The sequence below is a fragment of the Prevotella sp. SGI.167 genome, from assembly GCF_050313615.1.
Classification (GTDB): Bacteria; Bacteroidota; Bacteroidia; order Bacteroidales; family Bacteroidaceae; genus Prevotella.
The window spans coordinates 1-17,032 of sequence record NZ_JBNPLT010000026.1 but is presented as its reverse complement, the minus strand read 5'-3'; the positions used below and the strand labels follow the sequence as shown (position 1 = coordinate 17,032).

The window sequence follows — 17,032 nt, the reverse complement described above, 5'->3', positions numbered from 1 at the left end:
AAGATATGAAGAAAGTAAGTGAAAAAACAGTAATCAATAGTGCGTCAGCAACATGTAGCGCTCAGTCAACAAACAACTATATGCAGTACCCAAAGTACCGTAACAAACAAGGACATGGTTGGGCTGCAGAAGATGCTAATGCAATGGCAGACCGTCTTTCTGGAAAGAAAGTAGAACAGGTTGGTCGTGATAACTGCCTTAACGGTGCAGATCGCATTAGCAATGGTATAGAAATTCAGACGAAGTATTGTTCTTCCCCATCTAAGACTATAGGGGCTGCTTTTTCTGATGGCTCGTATCGCTATGGTGGAATGAAACTTGAAGTTCCAAAGGAGCAGTACGATGAATGTGTTCGATTGATGGCTGATAAGATTCGTTCTGGTCAAGTTCCAGGTATAACAGATCCTGCAGTGGCAAAAGATATAGTCATTAAGGGCAATTGTACCTACAATCAAGCGGTGAACATTGCCAAAGCTGGAACTTTGGATTCTGTTAAGTTTGATGTAAAGACTCAATCGGTTTCTTGTTCTATCACCTGTGGTTTTTCCTTTGTGCTTGGATATGCTAATGCTATCCGTAGTGGTAAAAGTCATGGTGAAGCCCTCAAAACAGCGTCTGTGCAAATGGCCAAGTCTGGAGGTACTTCTTTGGTTGTAGGTGTTGGAACACAACAGTTACTCCGTACAACTGTCGGTCGTTCAATGGCATCGGCTGCAACAAGCTCTGCCAGGACCATACTTGATGTTGCAACAACAACTCAAGTCGGGAAGACTGTTGTCGAGAAGACGGCTTCGGCGTTAGTTGGCAAGGAAGTCGTTGGACAGGCTGCGAAGAATGTAATCGCTAAGGGTATGCGAACTAACATGATAACAGGTGGAATCATGTTGGCAGCACAGACGATACCTGATGCTGTGAAAATGTGTAAGGGAAAGATGTCGGCTGGCGAGTTTGCCGAAAACACAACAAGTAATGCAGCCGGAATTGGTGCAGGCTATGCTGGTGGAACCTTTGGCGCAGCGTTAGGAACTTTTGTTTGTCCTGGAGTTGGAACAGTTATAGGTGGACTTGTCGGTGGAGTTGCAGGTGGCCTTGCTGGTTCTTCCGTTGTACGTGGAGTATTCTCGCTTTTTAAGTGAGAATACTCGCTGTAAAGCATAAGTTTTTTTAGTTTTTTGTAGAACACTTAGAAGGATAAATTATGAGCAAGATAGATTTAGTGAGCATATTAGTAAGGCAACTTTGTGAGTTGGATGACCATGAGAGCGATTTGGCAGAAGATGCTTTGTACGATTTTGTGAGTAATCCTAATACATCACTTTCTGAAAAACAAGATGCATTAGCTTTGATAGAACGGAAAATCAAGCATATTGCTAAAGAGATTGGTTTCTTCGAGGAAGAAGATATTACAGTTAGGATAAGTGATAAGGATAAGTTTGCGCTATATTCGCTTCTTGTAGCTCGACGTTATCTGATGGATCAGATGATGGGTGAGCCAAGCAAGGATTACGTGGAACGTGTCTCTTACCAAAGTGATAAGTTGGCAATACTGATGGGCGAATGTTTGAAGCAAGGTACTGAGATGTGGAATGCTGTTAAGAATTCTTCATCTTTTAAGGAGAATGACTATCTGCAATATGGGGAGTATGTCTTAGAATATAAGGCTGATTCTTGTCAGGCGGTATTGGCTTTGGAAGACGATGATGTCTATGGTTCGGCTTTTCCTTTCATACATCGGCTGATTTACACTCTTGGTGAACAGATAAATCTGTTTGACAATAACTTGATGAAGAAAAAACTGATATTGGATGCTCTTGCAGATAAAGGTTGGGCTGCGGAGGATTTGCCATCTGAGGTCACTAGTTGGGATGAAAGTGTGCTCTTTACTCCAGCTTTTGAAAAGATCAAGATATGTCCTGCACTACTTGCTTTGCATTGTTCTTTGCCTTATAGTATTCCAGATATTGTGAGGATGAACAACTTTGTCAGCAGAACAGCCATTACGTGCGAGAAAAGCTTTAGTGAAGATACTTACCATGTCAATGATGATATGATGGATATGTAAGTGTTTTGTGAGTAATAACAAATAAAAGATAGAAATTATGGAAAAGAATATCAAGAAAAGAGTGTGTAGGTTGGCATTGGTAGTGATTGCAGTGCTGGTAGTGTTATTTGGCTATTGGTTCTTCTTGAACCCTCATGGCTATTGGCAGAAGCAGAAAGAAGCTGAAAAAAATGAATACATGGAAAAGCAAATGCTTTGGCGGAAGTCGGAGAAGATGACAATGCAACAGATGTTGTCGGACATGACGCTAATGGCTAAGGGGGATTCTGTCCTGGTTTGTTGGCTAACTGGTCTCTCGCTTCCCGTTTATCGTGACTTCATTCATGGTACTGCACAACCAACAAGAAATGCTTGGGCTGAGACGAGATATTGGTATATGTCTTCTCTCGCTAAAGGCAGAGAATGGATGGAGGAGCGTGCCAAGACGAGGATTCACAAGAGCCTGATCTTTGTGGAATCGAGTAGATTTCAGGTGCAGAAGGATTCCTTGAAGGATTATCTCAATGAGAAACCTACTCATACGGAGATTGAATATAACAAGATGTATCCAGCTTTTGGTAAATCTACTGATAAAGAGTTTGATGATAGGAGAAAAGTGTAGATTCTAACTTAAAAGTGTACCTGTCTGGAGGGGATGTACGTGCTCTTCAACCACCTCTCGCTTAGGGCTGACACCAAGTCCACCATCATTACGACAAACCTCGCCTTTGATCGATGGGGAGTAATCATAAAGGATAAGGTGTTGGTGACTGCTCTGGTTGACAGACTCACACACAATGCTTTCTTGGTAAACATGAATGGGGAGTCATACAGATTAAAAGAAACTAAGAAATTTAATGAGCAAAACAGATGATTTTATGGATTTTATTTGGTTGTTTGATTATTTAAGCATACCTTTGCAAGCGGTTTGGAGTGGTACACTTTTTAATTAGTATATACAGAGAAAAGAGTATAGACGTTTTTGGCGCATGGATCGTTCTTCTTGCCTAATCTGGTGAGGCATCTCTTTGACGGCGATGTCCTTTTCAAGGCTACCAATTGTACTACAGGTTATCATGTTGCCTGGTGAATAGTTACAGTCGGTTCGTGCATCGGTTGGCTCGTTGATGCAACCTTCTCTTTTATGAAGGCATCGGCATTTGTAGGTAGTGATAAAGAATAAATTAATATAAATACGATGAATAGTATGGTTGATAAAAAAGCTGCAAAGCGTGATAAGATGATGAACATGCCGTCATATCGTCTGATGGTAGGTACGGCGAAGTATATGGACAAGTGGTTCTTGGATCCTATCCTTGGCTTCATCCTTCCTGTCGGTATCGGTGATGCTTTGACGAGCGTGTTTGCATTCCCATTTATCTATTACAGTCTTTGCGTGGTTAAGTCGATTCCGCTGACTTTGGCTGTCATCTATAATATCTTGATGGATGTGCTGATAGGTGCCATACCTTTCTATATAGGTGATGTGCTGGATGTATTCAAGCGTTCGTATGTAGAAAACTTGAAGCTGATTACAGGCTATATCGAGGATGATAAGGAGATTATCAATAAGGTGAATAAGAAGGCATTCTGGACGGCTGTGTTCATCGTCGTGCTTTGCTGGTTGATTTATGTGGTGATTTCGTGGGCCATTCGCTTGGGAACCATGGCTTATGATTGGATAGTTTCATTATTTTAAAATATGAATAGCAACATTTTCTTCTTGCCTTTTATTGGCAGGTATTATGCCAATGGAGGCTTGTTCGGTAAGCGAATAATGATATTGGGCGAGAGCCACTATTGTGACGGAGGTTGCTGCGACTGCGGCAACTGCCGTCTATGGAGGCAGTGTGCAAAGTTTACGCAGAATGTCCTCCGTGACTTTCTCGATGAGAGAAAGGAGCGTCAGAACTGGATGCGTACTTTCGTGAAGTTCGAACGGTCGCTTGTTGGAAAGATGACCGATTGGGCGTTGAAACGGAAGATATGGGATTCTGTTATGTTCTATAACTATCTGCAAGTGGCGATGGGTGGTCCTCGTAAGGCTGGTACGTCAGCGCAATACAAACAGGCTGCCAATGCTTTCTTTGAGGTTATAGATAAGTATGAACCTGAATGTATTATCGTTTGGGGTAAGCGACTATGGAACAATATGCCAAACGAACGATGGCAGGATGGCGACGATATCGTAGTGGACGGCAATCACATTGCTACGGGATATTATCTCTTGAGCAATGGCAAGCGAGCAAAGGTCGTGGCTGTATATCATCCTTCCGGGGGATATTCCTGGGATTATTGGCATAAAGTGATAAAACGTCTGCTTGAATAAATCAGACAGAGTGTTAGTGCCGCACCAATGTGTGGCACTAACAATAAGAATTAATATTTTGTTAGACCGACAAAATGTTATATCTTTGCAATCGACAGAGGGAACATCTCTGCATATTAGAAACTTACAATGTTAAATAGGCATATAAATAAGATATGATTAAAGACGATAAAAAAGATACAAAAGATAAAGAGTTGCAAGAGGCAAGTGTCAAGTTCCTACCTTTTGTAGGCGATAATTATGAGCATGGCATTTCCTTTGACAAGGATGGAAACCTTGTGCTTGGAACGGAAGAAAATCAGGGAAAGAAGGTGCTGGTTCTTGGTGAAAGCCACTATTGTGATGGGGATTGTTGCGACTGTGGCAACTTCAAGCTACATAAGGAATGTGCCGAGTTTACTCGGAATGTCATCAATGAATATCTTGATGAGAGCAAGGAGCGTCAGAACTGGATGCGAACCTTCTTAAAGTTTGAACGTGCATTGTCTAATGCTGATCCAAATATCGATAGTAATAGCATTTGGAACCATTTAATCTTCTATAATTACCTCCAACGTCCATTGCGAGGAACACGAATGGCAGGTGGTTCGAAAGATTATGAGAATGCCGCAACCCCATTCTATGCAATTTTGAAGATGTTTAAACCAGATTGTGTAATAGTTTGGGGGCGTAGGCTTTTTGCAAATTTGCCTTATAAACATGGAGAGGAAGGTGAATATATGCCGAGTATTGATTCCTGCACTTGGAACTATCAGATATATGGTCATACGATTAAAGTTTTACCAATTTATCATCCATCTGTTGGTTTCTCTTGGGATTATTGGCATGAGGTTATTGTTGATTTTTTAAAATAGTTTGTTATGAAACTTACGGACTTTGAAAGAGTTTACTTAAGAATAAAACCTGATAAGTATGGATTTAATCCATATGTCATAAAGCTATTTCATACACTACTCCAAAAAGTAGAGAGAGAGCCTTATAGGAAATGGACGCATTATTTATTGCGTAATTATGTGAATGCGGCATATCAGTTGTGTATTACCTTAAATACCAACGTTAATGCAACAGAAGAAAACAAAATAAATCTTTATAAAAAGAACCATTTGAATGTGTATTTTACAGGTTTATATACCCCTAAAACATACCAAGGATTAAAGAACGGATTGTATTTTGTCGGTAATCCTTCAAATGGCTTTTCTGTAATGACAAGGAAAGAAATTCTTGAAGCATCTGAGTTTGATGGAAACGAGGTGTTAAAGCATATAGACCATAGAGATTCTTTTGAAAATGAATTGGTTGGTAATGAAGATCTGAAATTAGTAAATATTAGAATCCTTAATACTCCAATAAATTCAGATGTAAAAGTGGATCCCATGAGTTCTGATACTGCATATAATATATCACATAAAAGTCATTCTGATATTAGGGAAGAAATAGCTGGTAAACGTTGGCTTCATTTATTAAAAGATGGTATTGACAATGTACCAGAGGATTTTGTAAAAAGTTTTTTCAATATACCACGAAAAAACGAAATTAATTGGGATAAGATTAAAAAATATTTAAAAACGGATATTGAAAATAAAGAAATACGTTTCGAATATTATCAGCAGATAATTATAGATACAATAAACGAACAGATTTGTAACAAAGAATATCTGCCCATAATTTTTTACATAAATCCACCTAAAGATTCTAATGAGGATAAAAAAAATACATCAGAAAAAGATACTGAGGCTTATAAATATAACTATTTATTGCCCATGTATTTGCAAAACTCTGAGAAACCCGACTTTTGTATTGTATTAGCTAGGATTGAGGGTACGGAAGGCGACTGGGAACCTGTTACCTCTTTAAATATGGATGAGGTATATTGTGATATTCGAGTGTTTGGAAAGGATGCGGTAGAACGTGTCCGTGACTGGTGGTAATTAAAACAAGTGGCAAGATGCATCAAGTAAAAGGCAATATTTTTAATGGAGATAGTTATAAAGCGATTTTTGCACGGGCAATCTACAAGCGACTCATGAGTCGTGAGTGGGTTACTCTTGCAGAGATAATGAGTGACTATCTTGGAGAGCCATGCGAGAATCCATCGAAAGAAGAGCACTATGGAGAACTTAAAAAGGCTTTCGGTGAGATAAAGCAGCTTATTATAGAGAAAGTGGGTAAAGACAGCATTGAGGTAGAAGGCAACAATCGCAACCAGCGTTTTCGATATAAAGGCAATATAGACGATCCCTTGTCCGACTTGTACAATTATGGTAGGGTTATCCGTGATTTGAAAACGTATTGGCAATTCTGCCAAGACTCTGCCGGGTTCTTTCCTGAATCATGGTTGGAATACTTCTTCAAAGAATGTCAAGACCTTTTGGAGATTAAGAAGAAAAAGGAAGATGGCGAACAGGTGTTGAGTGCCAGCTTGGATAGAAAGCTAACGAATATAGAATTGCTGCCGTTTCTTTATGAAACAATCATCCAAAAGAAGGTCCTGCAGATTGAATACAAACCATACAACAAGAAATGCCAAACACAGATCGTTCATCCCCATATGTTGAAGGAATTTAATGGAAGATGGTATTTGTTCGGTTATGAGGAAGGTGATGTACCTATGCATATTTGCAATATAGCCTTAGATAGGATATGTGCGAAGCCGAAAACATGTAATGGCGTGACATACCAGTCAGTACCAAAAGGATTCTACGATAAATATTTCAAGAATCTTGTTGGCGTAACTCATTATAAGAAAGCAACGGCATTTCAGATTCGTGTGCGAGCTCATAGCAATTATATGTTTAAACTGACAGAAACTAAGCCTATACACCAAAGCCAGCAGACAACCATCCCTTTCGGTAAGCATGAAGATGGAGAATATGGCGAGTTTACAGTCTATGTTGAGCTAAACAATGAGTTTATAGGTCGTATCCTGCAAATGGGAGCTGGTCTTGAGATTGTTGGTCCTGATGAAGTGAGGAGTGAGTTCAAAAAACGTACGGCTGAGCTTGCCAAGCTGTATGAATAGCAAAACGAGAGTGTAAAAAACATCTAATTTTACACTCTCTCTCATGTCCGTTAATTATCCCACCGCAGGCTATTCATGGGAGTATTGGTATCGTCCGCTCTCTTCTAATATGGACTTGTATTGTTCACAACAATTCAATATCTTTGTCATGGATAAGGCTTTCAGTAATCTAAACGTCACTTTCATTGTGCTTGTTTGCACTATCTCTTAACCATTGAAACTAACTATTCGCTGTTTCGGCTGAAAAGCAGACTCAGCATCATACAATAACTTAAAAACTGAATGCTTATGAGTTAAAGATATTCTAAGGCAATATTTGATTATGTCTTTTGTTAATAAAAAATATAAGCAAATAGTCTGTATCACAGAAAGTTTTAAATAGAAATAATAATATTTGGACTTCTGCTATCATTTGACATATCTGTATAGTTATTTCGCAGCCGAAATCAAATGTATAACTATATAAGGTAATGTAACAATGGAAAAGAACATCAGGAAAAGAGTATGTAGGTTGGCTGCGGTATTGAGTGCCGGGCTGGTAGTATTATTTGGCTATTGGTTTTTCTTGAACCCTTATGGCTATTGGCAAAAGAAGAAGGAGGCAGAGAAGAATGAATATATGGATAGGAGAATGCTTTGGCGGAAGTCGGAGAAAATGACCATGCAACAGATGCTGTCGGACATGACGCTAATGGCTAAGGGGGATTCGGTCCTGGTTTGTTGGCTAACTGGTCTCTCGCTTCCCGTTTATCGTGACTTCATTTATGGTACTGCGCAACCTACAAGGAATGCTTGGGCTGAGACGAGATATTGGTATATGTCTTCTCTCGCTAAAGGCAGAGAATGGATGGAGGAGCGTGCCAAGACGAGGATTCACAAGAGCCTGATCTTTGTGGAATCGAGTAGATTTCAGGTGCAGAAGGATTCCTTGAAGGATTATCGTAAAGAGAAACTTACTCCAACTGAGATTAGGAACAACAAGATGTATCTAAAAGATAATTGTCTGTATAGATGAAATCATAGCATAAATAAAGTGTAACGAAAAATGAATAAAATTATAGGGCTTCTTGTAATGGTTTTCATGTTCCTACCCTGGCGACCAATCGTTGCTATAGTGGCAGCAGTATTGTTTGTCAACATCAATGGTACGGAATTGTATGGATGGCAAGCTGGTTTGGCGCATGGATTGTTCTTCCTGCCTAATCTGGTGAGGCATCTCTTTGACGGCGATGTCCTTTTCAAGGCTACCAATTGTACTACAGGTTATCTTGTTGCCTGGTGGATAGCTACAGTCGGTTCGTGCATCGGTTGGCTCGTTGATGCAACCTTCTCTTTTATGAAGGCATCGGCATTTGTAGGAAGTGATAAAGAATAAATAAATATAAATACGATGAACAGTATGGCTGATAATCAAAAAGTATATCAGGCAATCAAGACGATTGCTGATGAACTCTGCAAGGAGAACAAGACGTATCTTCGTGCAGATTTGGCTTTTGAACTGAAAAAGTATGGTATAGCTTCCGATTCCTCGGAGGTGAGTAAGCTGGTATTTGATGCCTACAGATATTTCCATGATAATGGCAATATCGCCATTGCTTTTGTTTCCAATAATTCACGTACAACCCTTGTGGCTGAATACAAGTTGAATGACAGCCTGGAACAGGGCAACAAGGAGGAGGCCTTGAAGATAGCCGAGACGGAACTGACGTTGTCTTCATCTGCTTTGGAGCAGTTGAAAGAGCAAGTGGAATTGAACCTTAACCTGGTTCTTGCTAAGGGAACGTCGAAGATGGCTGATATTGTCATGGGTACGAATGGCGTGAAAGATGTAAGAAGTAAGGCGTCTACCATGTTTGATAAATATACCAAGATGGTGGAGGCTTATCACTATGCTGAGGATAGCGTTCGTGGAAACATCGAAGATTTTACCTCCTTGCGTAGTGATATCGGGACGGTTTATCGTGACTATGCCCTGAAACTGATTGATATCTATGGCGACTCCATCAAGATGGTTTCACCTGATCTGTTCGACTTCAAGCGAATAGAGTGGCTGGATGTGGACGAGATGCTTAAGTATGTGGAGCTGGAATATAACAAGCTCACGGAGAAATGTGCAGCTTTGATTGGTGAGATTTCTGATAGTTTCCGTACTTCTTTGCAGGGTTCTTTGCAGGCTTATAAGTCTTTGTCGAACGGCAACAAGTCATTGGGATTGGCGATGGCAGGACTGACGATGCTCGAACACTATATGGGAGCAAGTGAACGCGCTAATCGTTTGAAGTCTGATTTATCAGTTTTCCAAACCAGCGTGAAGCATGATGCCACTCGCATCAAGGCTGATATGGGACGATTGTTGGTAATCTGCAAAACGCTCAATGATGTGGTAATCCCGAAGGCGAATGTGTTCTTGCGTTATGGAGAAAAACTGTTGGCTTCTGACTTGAAGGCGACGCTTGATGCTTTGTATGCGGATGAGACTATTCGTCCATTGGAGGAGCAACGAAAATGTCTGCTTCAGCAGATGAAGGCGCTGGACATGGAAATGAACGACCATCTTCAGAACATCGATGTCTATACCTCGCTGATTAATGACATCACCGCCACCTTGGAGTCTAAGCAGGGAAGCTATATGGAAGCGAAGGCGAAGAAGCCTTCCAAGCCTTTCTTCCTCGTCAACTGGATCACCTTTGGTATGGCCAACAAGAACTACTATCGCGACTTTGCTGAATGGAATGCGGTATGCTTCCCTCTTGTGAGAGAATACGAGAGCTATCAGGTAGATTTGAAGTTGGATAAGGAGGAATTGGAATCGCATCGTGAGGAACAAACCCGCATCAAAAATGAGTATGCCAAACTTTCCAGTGAACTGGATAAAGTTTCTCAGGAAATCAGAAGCAAGATAGTTTGCTCTGACGACTTGAAGCTGAAGATGCTGAAACATCTTCGTGATATGGTTGCCATGCTGAAACTCGGACGTGAAATCATGGAGAGCAAGATTGATGAGAAGTTGGTGCATACGGTCGATATTCCTGATTATAGGGAGGCAGCCAAACTTCCTACTGATGTGGAGCAGAACCTTTCTCTGTTTACTGGAATGTTGGCAGACAATCTTCATGCCGACAAGGATATGGCTAAGAATTTGCTCGATGGAGTGGAAGCATACACGAAAGACCATAAGAAGATAGAGGGCAAGACCGCACAACAGAACAAACCTGCTGAGTATAGCGAGGAAGACTTGGCGCAGTTAACTGGTGCTATGGAACAATCCTTACAGAAAGGTATTGCTCTGTTTGATAGTTTCGCTAAGCTCAAAGCGCAGCAGCTCAACGGTAGCTTGGCTTCGGCTGCATACGATAAGGAGTTGAAGAAACATGCTGATGAGTTTAAGCGTGAAATGGCTAAGATAGACAACAAGAGTGCTTATCTTCGTGAGGTGTTCAAGCGTATCAATCTGGCTGGTAGTGAGGAGGAACGTAAGCAAGCTATGGAGTTGATGAGCGACTTGAGCGGTTTCTCTCTTTCGGAACAGGAGTTCATGGAATTTATAAATGGTAAGAAACAAATAGAATTATAAGGCGTATGGAAAGTTCAAGAAGACAGCAGGCCCAGGCTGATTTGGGCATGGATTTCGCAAAAGAAGATCAAAAGCGAGAGGCGGCTCTTGCCAAAGAACAGGCGAGGGCTGATAAAAAAGCTGCAAAGCGTGAGAAGATGATGAACATGCCATCTTATCGTCTGATGGTAGGTACGGCGAAGTATATGGACAAGTGGTTCTTGGATCCTATCCTTGGCTTCATCCTTCCTGTCGGTATCGGTGATGCTTTGACGAGCGTGTTTGCATTCCCATTTATCTATTACAGTCTTTGCGTGGTTAAGTCTATTCCGCTGACTTTGGCTGTCATCTATAATATCTTGATGGATGTGCTGATAGGTGCCATACCTTTCTATATAGGTGATGTGCTGGATGTATTCAAGCGTTCGTATGTAGAAAACTTGAAGCTGATTACAGGCTATATCGAGGATGATAAGGAGATTATCAATAAGGTGAATAAGAAGGCATTCTGGACGGCTGTGTTCATCGTAGTGCTTTGCTGGTTGATTTATGTGGTGATTTCGTGGGCCATTCGCTTGGGAAATTGGATTGTTTCATTATTTTAAAATATGAATAGCAACATTTTCTTTCAGCCTTTCGTTGGCAAGGATTATGCCAACGGGGGGATATTCGGCAAGCGAATCATGATATTGGGCGAGAGTCATTATTGTGATGAGAGTTGTACGGATTGTGGCGACTGCCAGCTACATCGGGAGTGTATGAACTTTACGCAGCAGGTGCTTGATGATTATCTCAATGAGAATAAGGAACGGCAAAACTGGATGCGGACTTTCTTGAAGTTTGAGCGTTCGTTAGTGGGAGAGGAGACCAATCAAGCAATGAGGCTGAAGATCTGGAATTCGGTCATCTTCTTCAACTATCTGCAAGTGGCGATGGGTGGCCCTCGCGAGGCTGGCACTGCCGAGCAATATCACCAGGCTGGGAAGGCTTTCTTTGAGGTCATCGAAAAGTATCAGCCTCAGTACATCATTGTATGGGGTAAGAGGCTTTGGAACAATTTACCTGGCGGTCACTGGCGCCAAGAGCAAATTTCTGATGTTCACTGGGTGGATTGCAATGACATGGAAGTGGAAGGCACTTGGGTGCCTAATGGCTTCTACATGATGCCTGGTGGCAAGCATGTTAAGGCTCTTGTGGTGAATCATCCTTCCGTAGGCTATTCCTGGGACTATTGGTACAAGGTGATACAAAGATTTTTGAGATAATTTTCTCGCTTGCGTCACGATTTGACACACCTGACCTGTACCTTTGCAGCTGTAAACATAAAACAAGGAATTATGGCACAGATTACAATCAATATCCAGACTTTGGACTGGACAATGGGGGAAACCGTAGGCTTGCACTTGATGTTGAAGAAAGACAGCAAGGCAGGGATTGCATGGGGCGATGGAAGGGTACAGGTCGTGACAGGCAAACAGGAACAGAATTCTGAGAAGTTGACTTGGGTTAAGGCTGGTCATTCCTATCCTGAGAAGGGCGTGAACTATACCATTACCATCTGCTCGGAAGAGGAAGATGCCATTATCGGATTTGATGGCTGTGGCATGTTCGAGGTGAAAACCTTTGATGTGATTCTCACGGAATGTCCTAGCTTGCGTATCCTGGGATATTCGGGATATGGTGGGCAATGGCTCGACGTAAGCAAAAATCCTTTGCTGGAGTTCATCGACTTCAGCGCGATAAGAAACGAGAAGTTGGATTTCTCTGCCAATCCTCTCTTGGAGGAGTTGCATATTGATGGATCCGAAGATTTGGTGTCTTTGGATTTGAGTAAGAACGACAAGTTGCGTCGCTTGGACATCTTCATGTGTCACAATCTTCAGCATCTCGCTTTGAGCAATCAGTCGCAACTGAATGAGGTGGATTTCGCTCTCACTCACCTTCGTCCCAAGGATCTGGAGTATTTGGAGAAGACGTTGAAGCGAAACTCTCCCTACAAGGTACGGGGAGGAAGCTTTGGCGACGATAAGATAAAGGAAATTGATAATGGTAAAATAGTAGGGGAATATGAAGGAAAATTGTGATTGGAAAAAATGCTTGGACAGAATTGAGGATAAGGGATTTGACGACGATGATGCTTATTCAGAGATTCTAGAATATATCCGAGAGGTGGCTACTGTTGATGAGAAACGTGAGGTGTTACAAAATGTGGAGCAACGTGTGAAGAAAATCGTGAACTATGATTTTGCAAAGGCATGGTTCCTACGTCGCATGAGTGAAAGCGAGCATGATGTCATCGAAGACTTGATGGGAGTAAGATATGTTGTATTGAATGAGATGATGCTTCATCCGACTCCTGCCGAAGTGGAGAGATTTCGCTATCAGAATGATAAACTCTTCAAATTGACTCAGGAATGTTATGCCCAGTGCAGAAACATGTGGCGCACTTTGTTTCATACGCCTTATAAGGTGGATGATCGCTATCGTTATGAGGTGGAAGGAGTGTTGCGTTTCGAGTATGGAGATGACGATGCTGTAGTAAAGATGGAGAACGATGATTATTACGGATCTGATTTTCAATATATGATTCATCTGTTAGATGAACTGATGAGTGCAGGACGCTGTAAGATGGATACAATTTTGAATGGAGTCTTTGGCACATTTGATGGGGCTACCGAGGATGGGTATAAGCAGATAAACAACATGTTGGACGATGGAGATTCCTGGGATGAGTGTAGCCTTCATAAACCCGAGTTTGCTGATATTTGCGTTTGTTATGCCATGCATGCTCTGCATACGCATCAAGACTATAGCCTGCCCGACATTCTTCGCATGGATGATTTCGTGGTAAAGGTTCATTTGCAATATGAGAATGAAGTTTGTGATACGAGAGATGCAGAGATTGGACCGCTCGATTATGAACCATCGTGGTTCCAAAAACTTGTAGAGGAAGATGTGAAAGAGTTCGGAGGAAAACATACGCTGAATCCGACAAGAAAGAAATAGCATATATAATAAAACAAGAAGTTTAACGTCATATATAAAAAATAGAAGATTATGAAGTTAGCAGAAGCATTGAGCATCAGAGCCGATTTGCAGAAGAAAGTGGCTCAACTGAAAGAACGTATCAAGGAGAGCGCCAAGGTACAGGAGGGCGATGAACCTTGCGATAACGTGGAGGAACTGTACAAGGAACTGGATGACGTACTCGTTCAGTTGGAAGATCTGGTTTATCGTATTAACATCACCAACGTTCAGATAGTTCAGGACGGAGACTCCTTGACTCGATTGATAGCCAAGAGAGACGTCTTGTCGATGCGTGTCAAGGCATTGAAAGAGGTGGTGAACTATGTAGCAGCCAACGATACTCGCTTTGGCAGAAACGAACTGAAATATGTTAGAACCATAGATATAAAGGTTCTTCGCAAGGAGGCTGATACCTATGCCAAGCAGTATCGGGAACTCGACCTGAAAATTCAGAGTTTGAACTGGACTGTAGATTTGGTAGATTTGCAAGACTTGCCCCGATAATGGAGCGAGGATTGAAATTTTCATTAAGTAGATTAAAACTTTCGGAGAAAAGATAGAGGCAGCAAGAGGCTGACATCAGGCAATAGGTCTGTGTTAGCATTATTAAAAATTCATGTGTTTCATGCAAAGAGACGAGTTTGTTCACAGTTCATTTCAAGCATCGGGCACAAGTGTATCGCGCATTGGTATATGACAAAAGTCAGAAACGCCAGCATTTAGCATTACCATTTTGTTGGCTATCTTTTCTCCTTTTCTTTTTAGGCATTTCTCGTAAATATTCATTAGATTTTTAGAGATTATGGACAATCGTGTAAAATTCTATAGTTGGCTGATAGGCCTCTTGGATCGTAAGCATCTTACCTTTGAGGAGATTGCTAATGAGTGGCGTGATGCCAACGCTAATCAGGATGAGGATGAGCTGGACAAACGTACCTTTCATCGTTATCGTGAAAATATCCAGTCGCAGTTTGGCATTACTGTGGAATGCGACAAGAGCGACGGCTATCGGTATTATCTGAAGCGTGATCCGATCGCTAATGATGATGTGACGGAATGGATGCTGAGTTCCCTGCGGCTGGCTTCGTTAGGTGATATGCTGAAGTTTCACAATAAGGTGATGCTTGATACACCGCCATACAACACGGAATATCTGGATGATATTCTTGCAGCGATAGATAAGCAATATCTGCTGAAGTTTAAGTATGTTTCGGGATTTGGAGCGGAGAGTGATATTATTCTGCAACCGGCTTTCGTGAGATATTTCAAACAACGGTGGTATGTTGTGGGAGTGAAGAAACAACGTTCGGCGTCCGAAGGGAAAGCCAATTCAAGTGCTGAACAGGATGAGAAGAAGCTCGTTCGCTGTCTTCCTTTCGACCGCATCAGTTTCCTTAAGCTTATTTGCGAGAAGCATCCGTTGTCGGCAAAGATGAAGAAGTTCCTGACTCCAGAGAATTATTATGAAGATTGCTTTGGTATCTATCGGATGGAAGATGTGCCCGTAGAGAAAATCCGCATCCGTGCCTTCTATCCGGAATACAATTATATCGAGGAGGTTCCGCTGCACGAGAGTCAGCAGACAGTAAAGGAGTCGAAAGACGGAATGTATCGGGAATATACCCTCACCGTTCGCCCCAGCCGTGATTTTCTTCAGGAACTGTTGTGGCATGGCAGAAATATCATCGTACTGAAGCCTGAGAGCTTGAGGCAGGAGATGATTGATATCTTAAAGGATATGACGAAGAGTTATGAGACGGGCGAATGCCTGAATGGGGAGGAATAAAAGAATCCTCAGATCGGGAACACACTGTGTGCCCAATCTGAGAAATTCCTGTTATTTATATTCCTTCTGTCAGGAATTTGCGAAGATGCAGGTGCGTGATCCCGTCATTATCATTTTTGGTGAGCAGAGGAGTCATGGAGATAACGTACTTCGGATAGTTGTCCTTGATGGCACGGAGATTGCCAAACTCATGCTCTCTGGTTGCATCGTCGGCTATGATGTAGGAAGCTTGCACGTAGATGCGTTCGCCTCCTGGCTTAGTACAAACAAAGTCGATTTCTCCAGCTTGCAGTTGTCCTACATAAACTTGATAGCCCAAGCGTATGAGGTTCTGATATATGATATTCTCTATCACTTTCTCGATGTCTCCTTCACGTGTTCCCCCGGCAATGGCATTTCTAATGCCGTTGTCTTCAAAATAAAACTTATCGTTGGTTTCAAAGATACGTTTGCCGTGGATGTCATAGCGGTTCACCTTGTGCAGGATATAGGCTTCACAAAGGAAGGATATGTAATTGATGATAGCTGTGGACGTTATAGATTCGCCTTGTGATTTCATATATTTGGCGATACTGTTGGCGGAAATCAACTTACCGGTGTTGTCTGCGAGGAAACGTACTAAATTCTCTAAGAATGGCACGTTTCTTATCTGGTTGCGCATAATGACATCCTTAAGTAAGACGGTATGGTAAATATCCATTTGATATTCACGTGCATCATCCTCTTCAAGCCCTATCTTTGCCAGACCAGGCAGGCCACCATACTGAATGTACAGAGCAAGTGCTTCGTCATTATCTGATAGTTGATGAAATTCCAGAAACTCGTTATAGCTCAGCGATTGGATATAGATTTCCTTATATCTGCCACCGATGAGTGTGCTCAGTTCATTGCTCAGCATGCGAGCATTGCTACCTGTGATGATAATGTCGGTGTTGGGTTCTGTGCGATAACTTCGAATGGAGCGTTCAAATTCCCTGATGTCTTGTATCTCATCGATAAGGATATAGTTATGTTTATCAGATAAAAAGTGCTCTCCGATATAGTCGTTGAGATCTTGATAGGTCTGAATGTTGTCAAACTCTCTTTTCTCCTTATCTATAAAGATGATATTGTTGCAGTCATCTGCCTTCTTGCGGTCACGAATCATTTTCATCATGCAGCTTTTACCTACACGACGTTGACCTACTAATACGATGATAGTCTCCTTACCAAGATACTTTTCTATCTTGTCGATATATGATTGACGAATAATAGTTGCCATATTTTTATCACTTATA

Annotated in this window: 18 protein-coding genes and 1 pseudogene; 18 read left to right on the top strand and 1 reads right to left on the bottom strand. The window is 41.6% G+C overall.

Features of this window, described 5'->3' with window-relative positions; genetic code table 11:
* Nucleotides 1–5: 5 nt before the first annotated feature.
* From ACQRBJ_RS12225 to ACQRBJ_RS12140, 18 genes and pseudogenes are all read left to right on the top strand, one after another.
* Complete coding sequence (locus tag ACQRBJ_RS12225; RefSeq protein ID WP_445303771.1) at nt 6–1,136, top strand: hypothetical protein; 1,131 nt, start codon at nt 6–8, stop codon at nt 1,134–1,136.
* Between the two features lie 62 nt (nt 1,137–1,198).
* On the top strand, nt 1,199–2,062 hold the full coding sequence (locus ACQRBJ_RS12220; RefSeq protein ID WP_445303770.1) for a hypothetical protein: 864 nt from the start codon (nt 1,199–1,201) through the stop codon (nt 2,060–2,062).
* Nucleotides 2,063–2,099: 37 nt separating this feature from the next.
* A complete protein-coding gene (locus ACQRBJ_RS12215) occupies nt 2,100–2,663 on the top strand; it encodes a hypothetical protein (RefSeq protein ID WP_445303769.1) in 564 nt (187 codons plus the stop codon).
* Between the two features lie 27 nt (nt 2,664–2,690).
* A pseudogene (locus ACQRBJ_RS12210) lies at nt 2,691–2,915 on the top strand (ATP-binding protein); the annotation flags it as partial.
* Nucleotides 2,916–3,248: 333 nt separating this feature from the next.
* Nucleotides 3,249–3,740, top strand: a complete 492-nt coding sequence (locus tag ACQRBJ_RS12205; protein ID WP_445303768.1) for a DUF4112 domain-containing protein — start codon at nt 3,249–3,251, stop codon at nt 3,738–3,740.
* 3 nt (nt 3,741–3,743) lie between these two features.
* On the top strand, nt 3,744–4,370 hold the full coding sequence (locus ACQRBJ_RS12200) for a hypothetical protein (protein WP_445303767.1): 627 nt from the start codon (nt 3,744–3,746) through the stop codon (nt 4,368–4,370).
* A gap of 155 nt (nt 4,371–4,525) precedes the next feature.
* The gene (locus tag ACQRBJ_RS12195) at nt 4,526–5,224 is read left to right on the top strand and encodes a hypothetical protein (RefSeq protein WP_445303766.1); all 699 of its coding nucleotides are present in this window, start codon (nt 4,526–4,528) and stop codon (nt 5,222–5,224) included.
* A 6-nt stretch (nt 5,225–5,230) separates the two neighbouring features.
* Nucleotides 5,231–6,298, top strand: coding sequence for a hypothetical protein (locus ACQRBJ_RS12190; RefSeq protein WP_445303765.1), 1,068 nt, complete (start codon nt 5,231–5,233; stop codon nt 6,296–6,298).
* 17 nt (nt 6,299–6,315) lie between these two features.
* On the top strand, nt 6,316–7,389 hold the full coding sequence (locus ACQRBJ_RS12185) for a helix-turn-helix transcriptional regulator (RefSeq protein WP_445303764.1): 1,074 nt from the start codon (nt 6,316–6,318) through the stop codon (nt 7,387–7,389).
* A 478-nt stretch (nt 7,390–7,867) separates the two neighbouring features.
* Nucleotides 7,868–8,404 carry a hypothetical protein gene (locus ACQRBJ_RS12180; protein WP_445303763.1) on the top strand — a complete coding sequence of 179 codons (537 nt, stop codon included), beginning with the start codon at nt 7,868–7,870 and terminating at the stop codon, nt 8,402–8,404.
* A 30-nt stretch (nt 8,405–8,434) separates the two neighbouring features.
* Complete coding sequence (locus tag ACQRBJ_RS12175; RefSeq protein WP_218483062.1) at nt 8,435–8,764, top strand: hypothetical protein; 330 nt, start codon at nt 8,435–8,437, stop codon at nt 8,762–8,764.
* A 24-nt stretch (nt 8,765–8,788) separates the two neighbouring features.
* Nucleotides 8,789–10,963, top strand: coding sequence for a hypothetical protein (locus ACQRBJ_RS12170; protein ID WP_445303762.1), 2,175 nt, complete (start codon nt 8,789–8,791; stop codon nt 10,961–10,963).
* A gap of 5 nt (nt 10,964–10,968) precedes the next feature.
* The gene (locus ACQRBJ_RS12165) at nt 10,969–11,547 is read left to right on the top strand and encodes a DUF4112 domain-containing protein (protein ID WP_445303761.1); all 579 of its coding nucleotides are present in this window, start codon (nt 10,969–10,971) and stop codon (nt 11,545–11,547) included.
* A 3-nt stretch (nt 11,548–11,550) separates the two neighbouring features.
* Nucleotides 11,551–12,207 carry a hypothetical protein gene (locus tag ACQRBJ_RS12160; protein WP_296971564.1) on the top strand — a complete coding sequence of 219 codons (657 nt, stop codon included), beginning with the start codon at nt 11,551–11,553 and terminating at the stop codon, nt 12,205–12,207.
* 72 nt (nt 12,208–12,279) lie between these two features.
* The gene (locus ACQRBJ_RS12155) at nt 12,280–13,026 is read left to right on the top strand and encodes a hypothetical protein (protein WP_445303760.1); all 747 of its coding nucleotides are present in this window, start codon (nt 12,280–12,282) and stop codon (nt 13,024–13,026) included.
* Complete coding sequence (locus ACQRBJ_RS12150) at nt 13,010–13,948, top strand: hypothetical protein (protein WP_217745215.1); 939 nt, start codon at nt 13,010–13,012, stop codon at nt 13,946–13,948. Before ACQRBJ_RS12155 ends, ACQRBJ_RS12150 begins: the two co-directional genes overlap by 17 nt.
* A 51-nt stretch (nt 13,949–13,999) precedes the next feature.
* Entirely contained in the window at nt 14,000–14,473 is a 474-nt protein-coding gene (locus ACQRBJ_RS12145) for a DIP1984 family protein (protein WP_445303759.1), read from the top strand.
* Nucleotides 14,474–14,771: 298 nt separating this feature from the next.
* Complete coding sequence (locus ACQRBJ_RS12140) at nt 14,772–15,755, top strand: helix-turn-helix transcriptional regulator (RefSeq protein WP_445303758.1); 984 nt, start codon at nt 14,772–14,774, stop codon at nt 15,753–15,755.
* A 55-nt stretch (nt 15,756–15,810) separates the two neighbouring features.
* Here the strand turns inward: ACQRBJ_RS12140 and ACQRBJ_RS12135 are convergent, their stop codons facing one another.
* Nucleotides 15,811–17,016: an ATP-binding protein gene (locus tag ACQRBJ_RS12135; protein WP_445303757.1), complete on the bottom strand. Its 1,206-nt coding sequence runs from the start codon at nt 17,014–17,016 to the stop codon at nt 15,811–15,813.
* Nucleotides 17,017–17,032 lie beyond the last annotated feature (16 nt).

Bases quoted from the DNA above. Each gene is read 5' to 3' on its own strand.
- ACQRBJ_RS12225 (WP_445303771.1), top strand. From the start codon at position 6: ATGAAGAAAGTAAGTGAAAAAACAGTAATCAATAGTGCGTCAGCAACA.
- ACQRBJ_RS12220 (WP_445303770.1), top strand. From the start codon at position 1,199: ATGAGCAAGATAGATTTAGTGAGCATATTAGTAAGGCAACTTTGTGAG.
- ACQRBJ_RS12215 (WP_445303769.1), top strand. From the start codon at position 2,100: ATGGAAAAGAATATCAAGAAAAGAGTGTGTAGGTTGGCATTGGTAGTG.
- ACQRBJ_RS12205 (WP_445303768.1), top strand. From the start codon at position 3,249: ATGGTTGATAAAAAAGCTGCAAAGCGTGATAAGATGATGAACATGCCG.
- ACQRBJ_RS12200 (WP_445303767.1), top strand. From the start codon at position 3,744: ATGAATAGCAACATTTTCTTCTTGCCTTTTATTGGCAGGTATTATGCC.
- ACQRBJ_RS12195 (WP_445303766.1), top strand. From the start codon at position 4,526: ATGATTAAAGACGATAAAAAAGATACAAAAGATAAAGAGTTGCAAGAG.
- ACQRBJ_RS12190 (WP_445303765.1), top strand. From the start codon at position 5,231: ATGAAACTTACGGACTTTGAAAGAGTTTACTTAAGAATAAAACCTGAT.
- ACQRBJ_RS12185 (WP_445303764.1), top strand. From the start codon at position 6,316: ATGCATCAAGTAAAAGGCAATATTTTTAATGGAGATAGTTATAAAGCG.
- ACQRBJ_RS12180 (WP_445303763.1), top strand. From the start codon at position 7,868: ATGGAAAAGAACATCAGGAAAAGAGTATGTAGGTTGGCTGCGGTATTG.
- ACQRBJ_RS12175 (WP_218483062.1), top strand. From the start codon at position 8,435: ATGAATAAAATTATAGGGCTTCTTGTAATGGTTTTCATGTTCCTACCC.
- ACQRBJ_RS12170 (WP_445303762.1), top strand. From the start codon at position 8,789: ATGGCTGATAATCAAAAAGTATATCAGGCAATCAAGACGATTGCTGAT.
- ACQRBJ_RS12165 (WP_445303761.1), top strand. From the start codon at position 10,969: ATGGAAAGTTCAAGAAGACAGCAGGCCCAGGCTGATTTGGGCATGGAT.
- ACQRBJ_RS12160 (WP_296971564.1), top strand. From the start codon at position 11,551: ATGAATAGCAACATTTTCTTTCAGCCTTTCGTTGGCAAGGATTATGCC.
- ACQRBJ_RS12155 (WP_445303760.1), top strand. From the start codon at position 12,280: ATGGCACAGATTACAATCAATATCCAGACTTTGGACTGGACAATGGGG.
- ACQRBJ_RS12150 (WP_217745215.1), top strand. From the start codon at position 13,010: ATGAAGGAAAATTGTGATTGGAAAAAATGCTTGGACAGAATTGAGGAT.
- ACQRBJ_RS12145 (WP_445303759.1), top strand. From the start codon at position 14,000: ATGAAGTTAGCAGAAGCATTGAGCATCAGAGCCGATTTGCAGAAGAAA.
- ACQRBJ_RS12140 (WP_445303758.1), top strand. From the start codon at position 14,772: ATGGACAATCGTGTAAAATTCTATAGTTGGCTGATAGGCCTCTTGGAT.
- ACQRBJ_RS12135 (WP_445303757.1), bottom strand. From the start codon at position 17,016: ATGGCAACTATTATTCGTCAATCATATATCGACAAGATAGAAAAGTAT.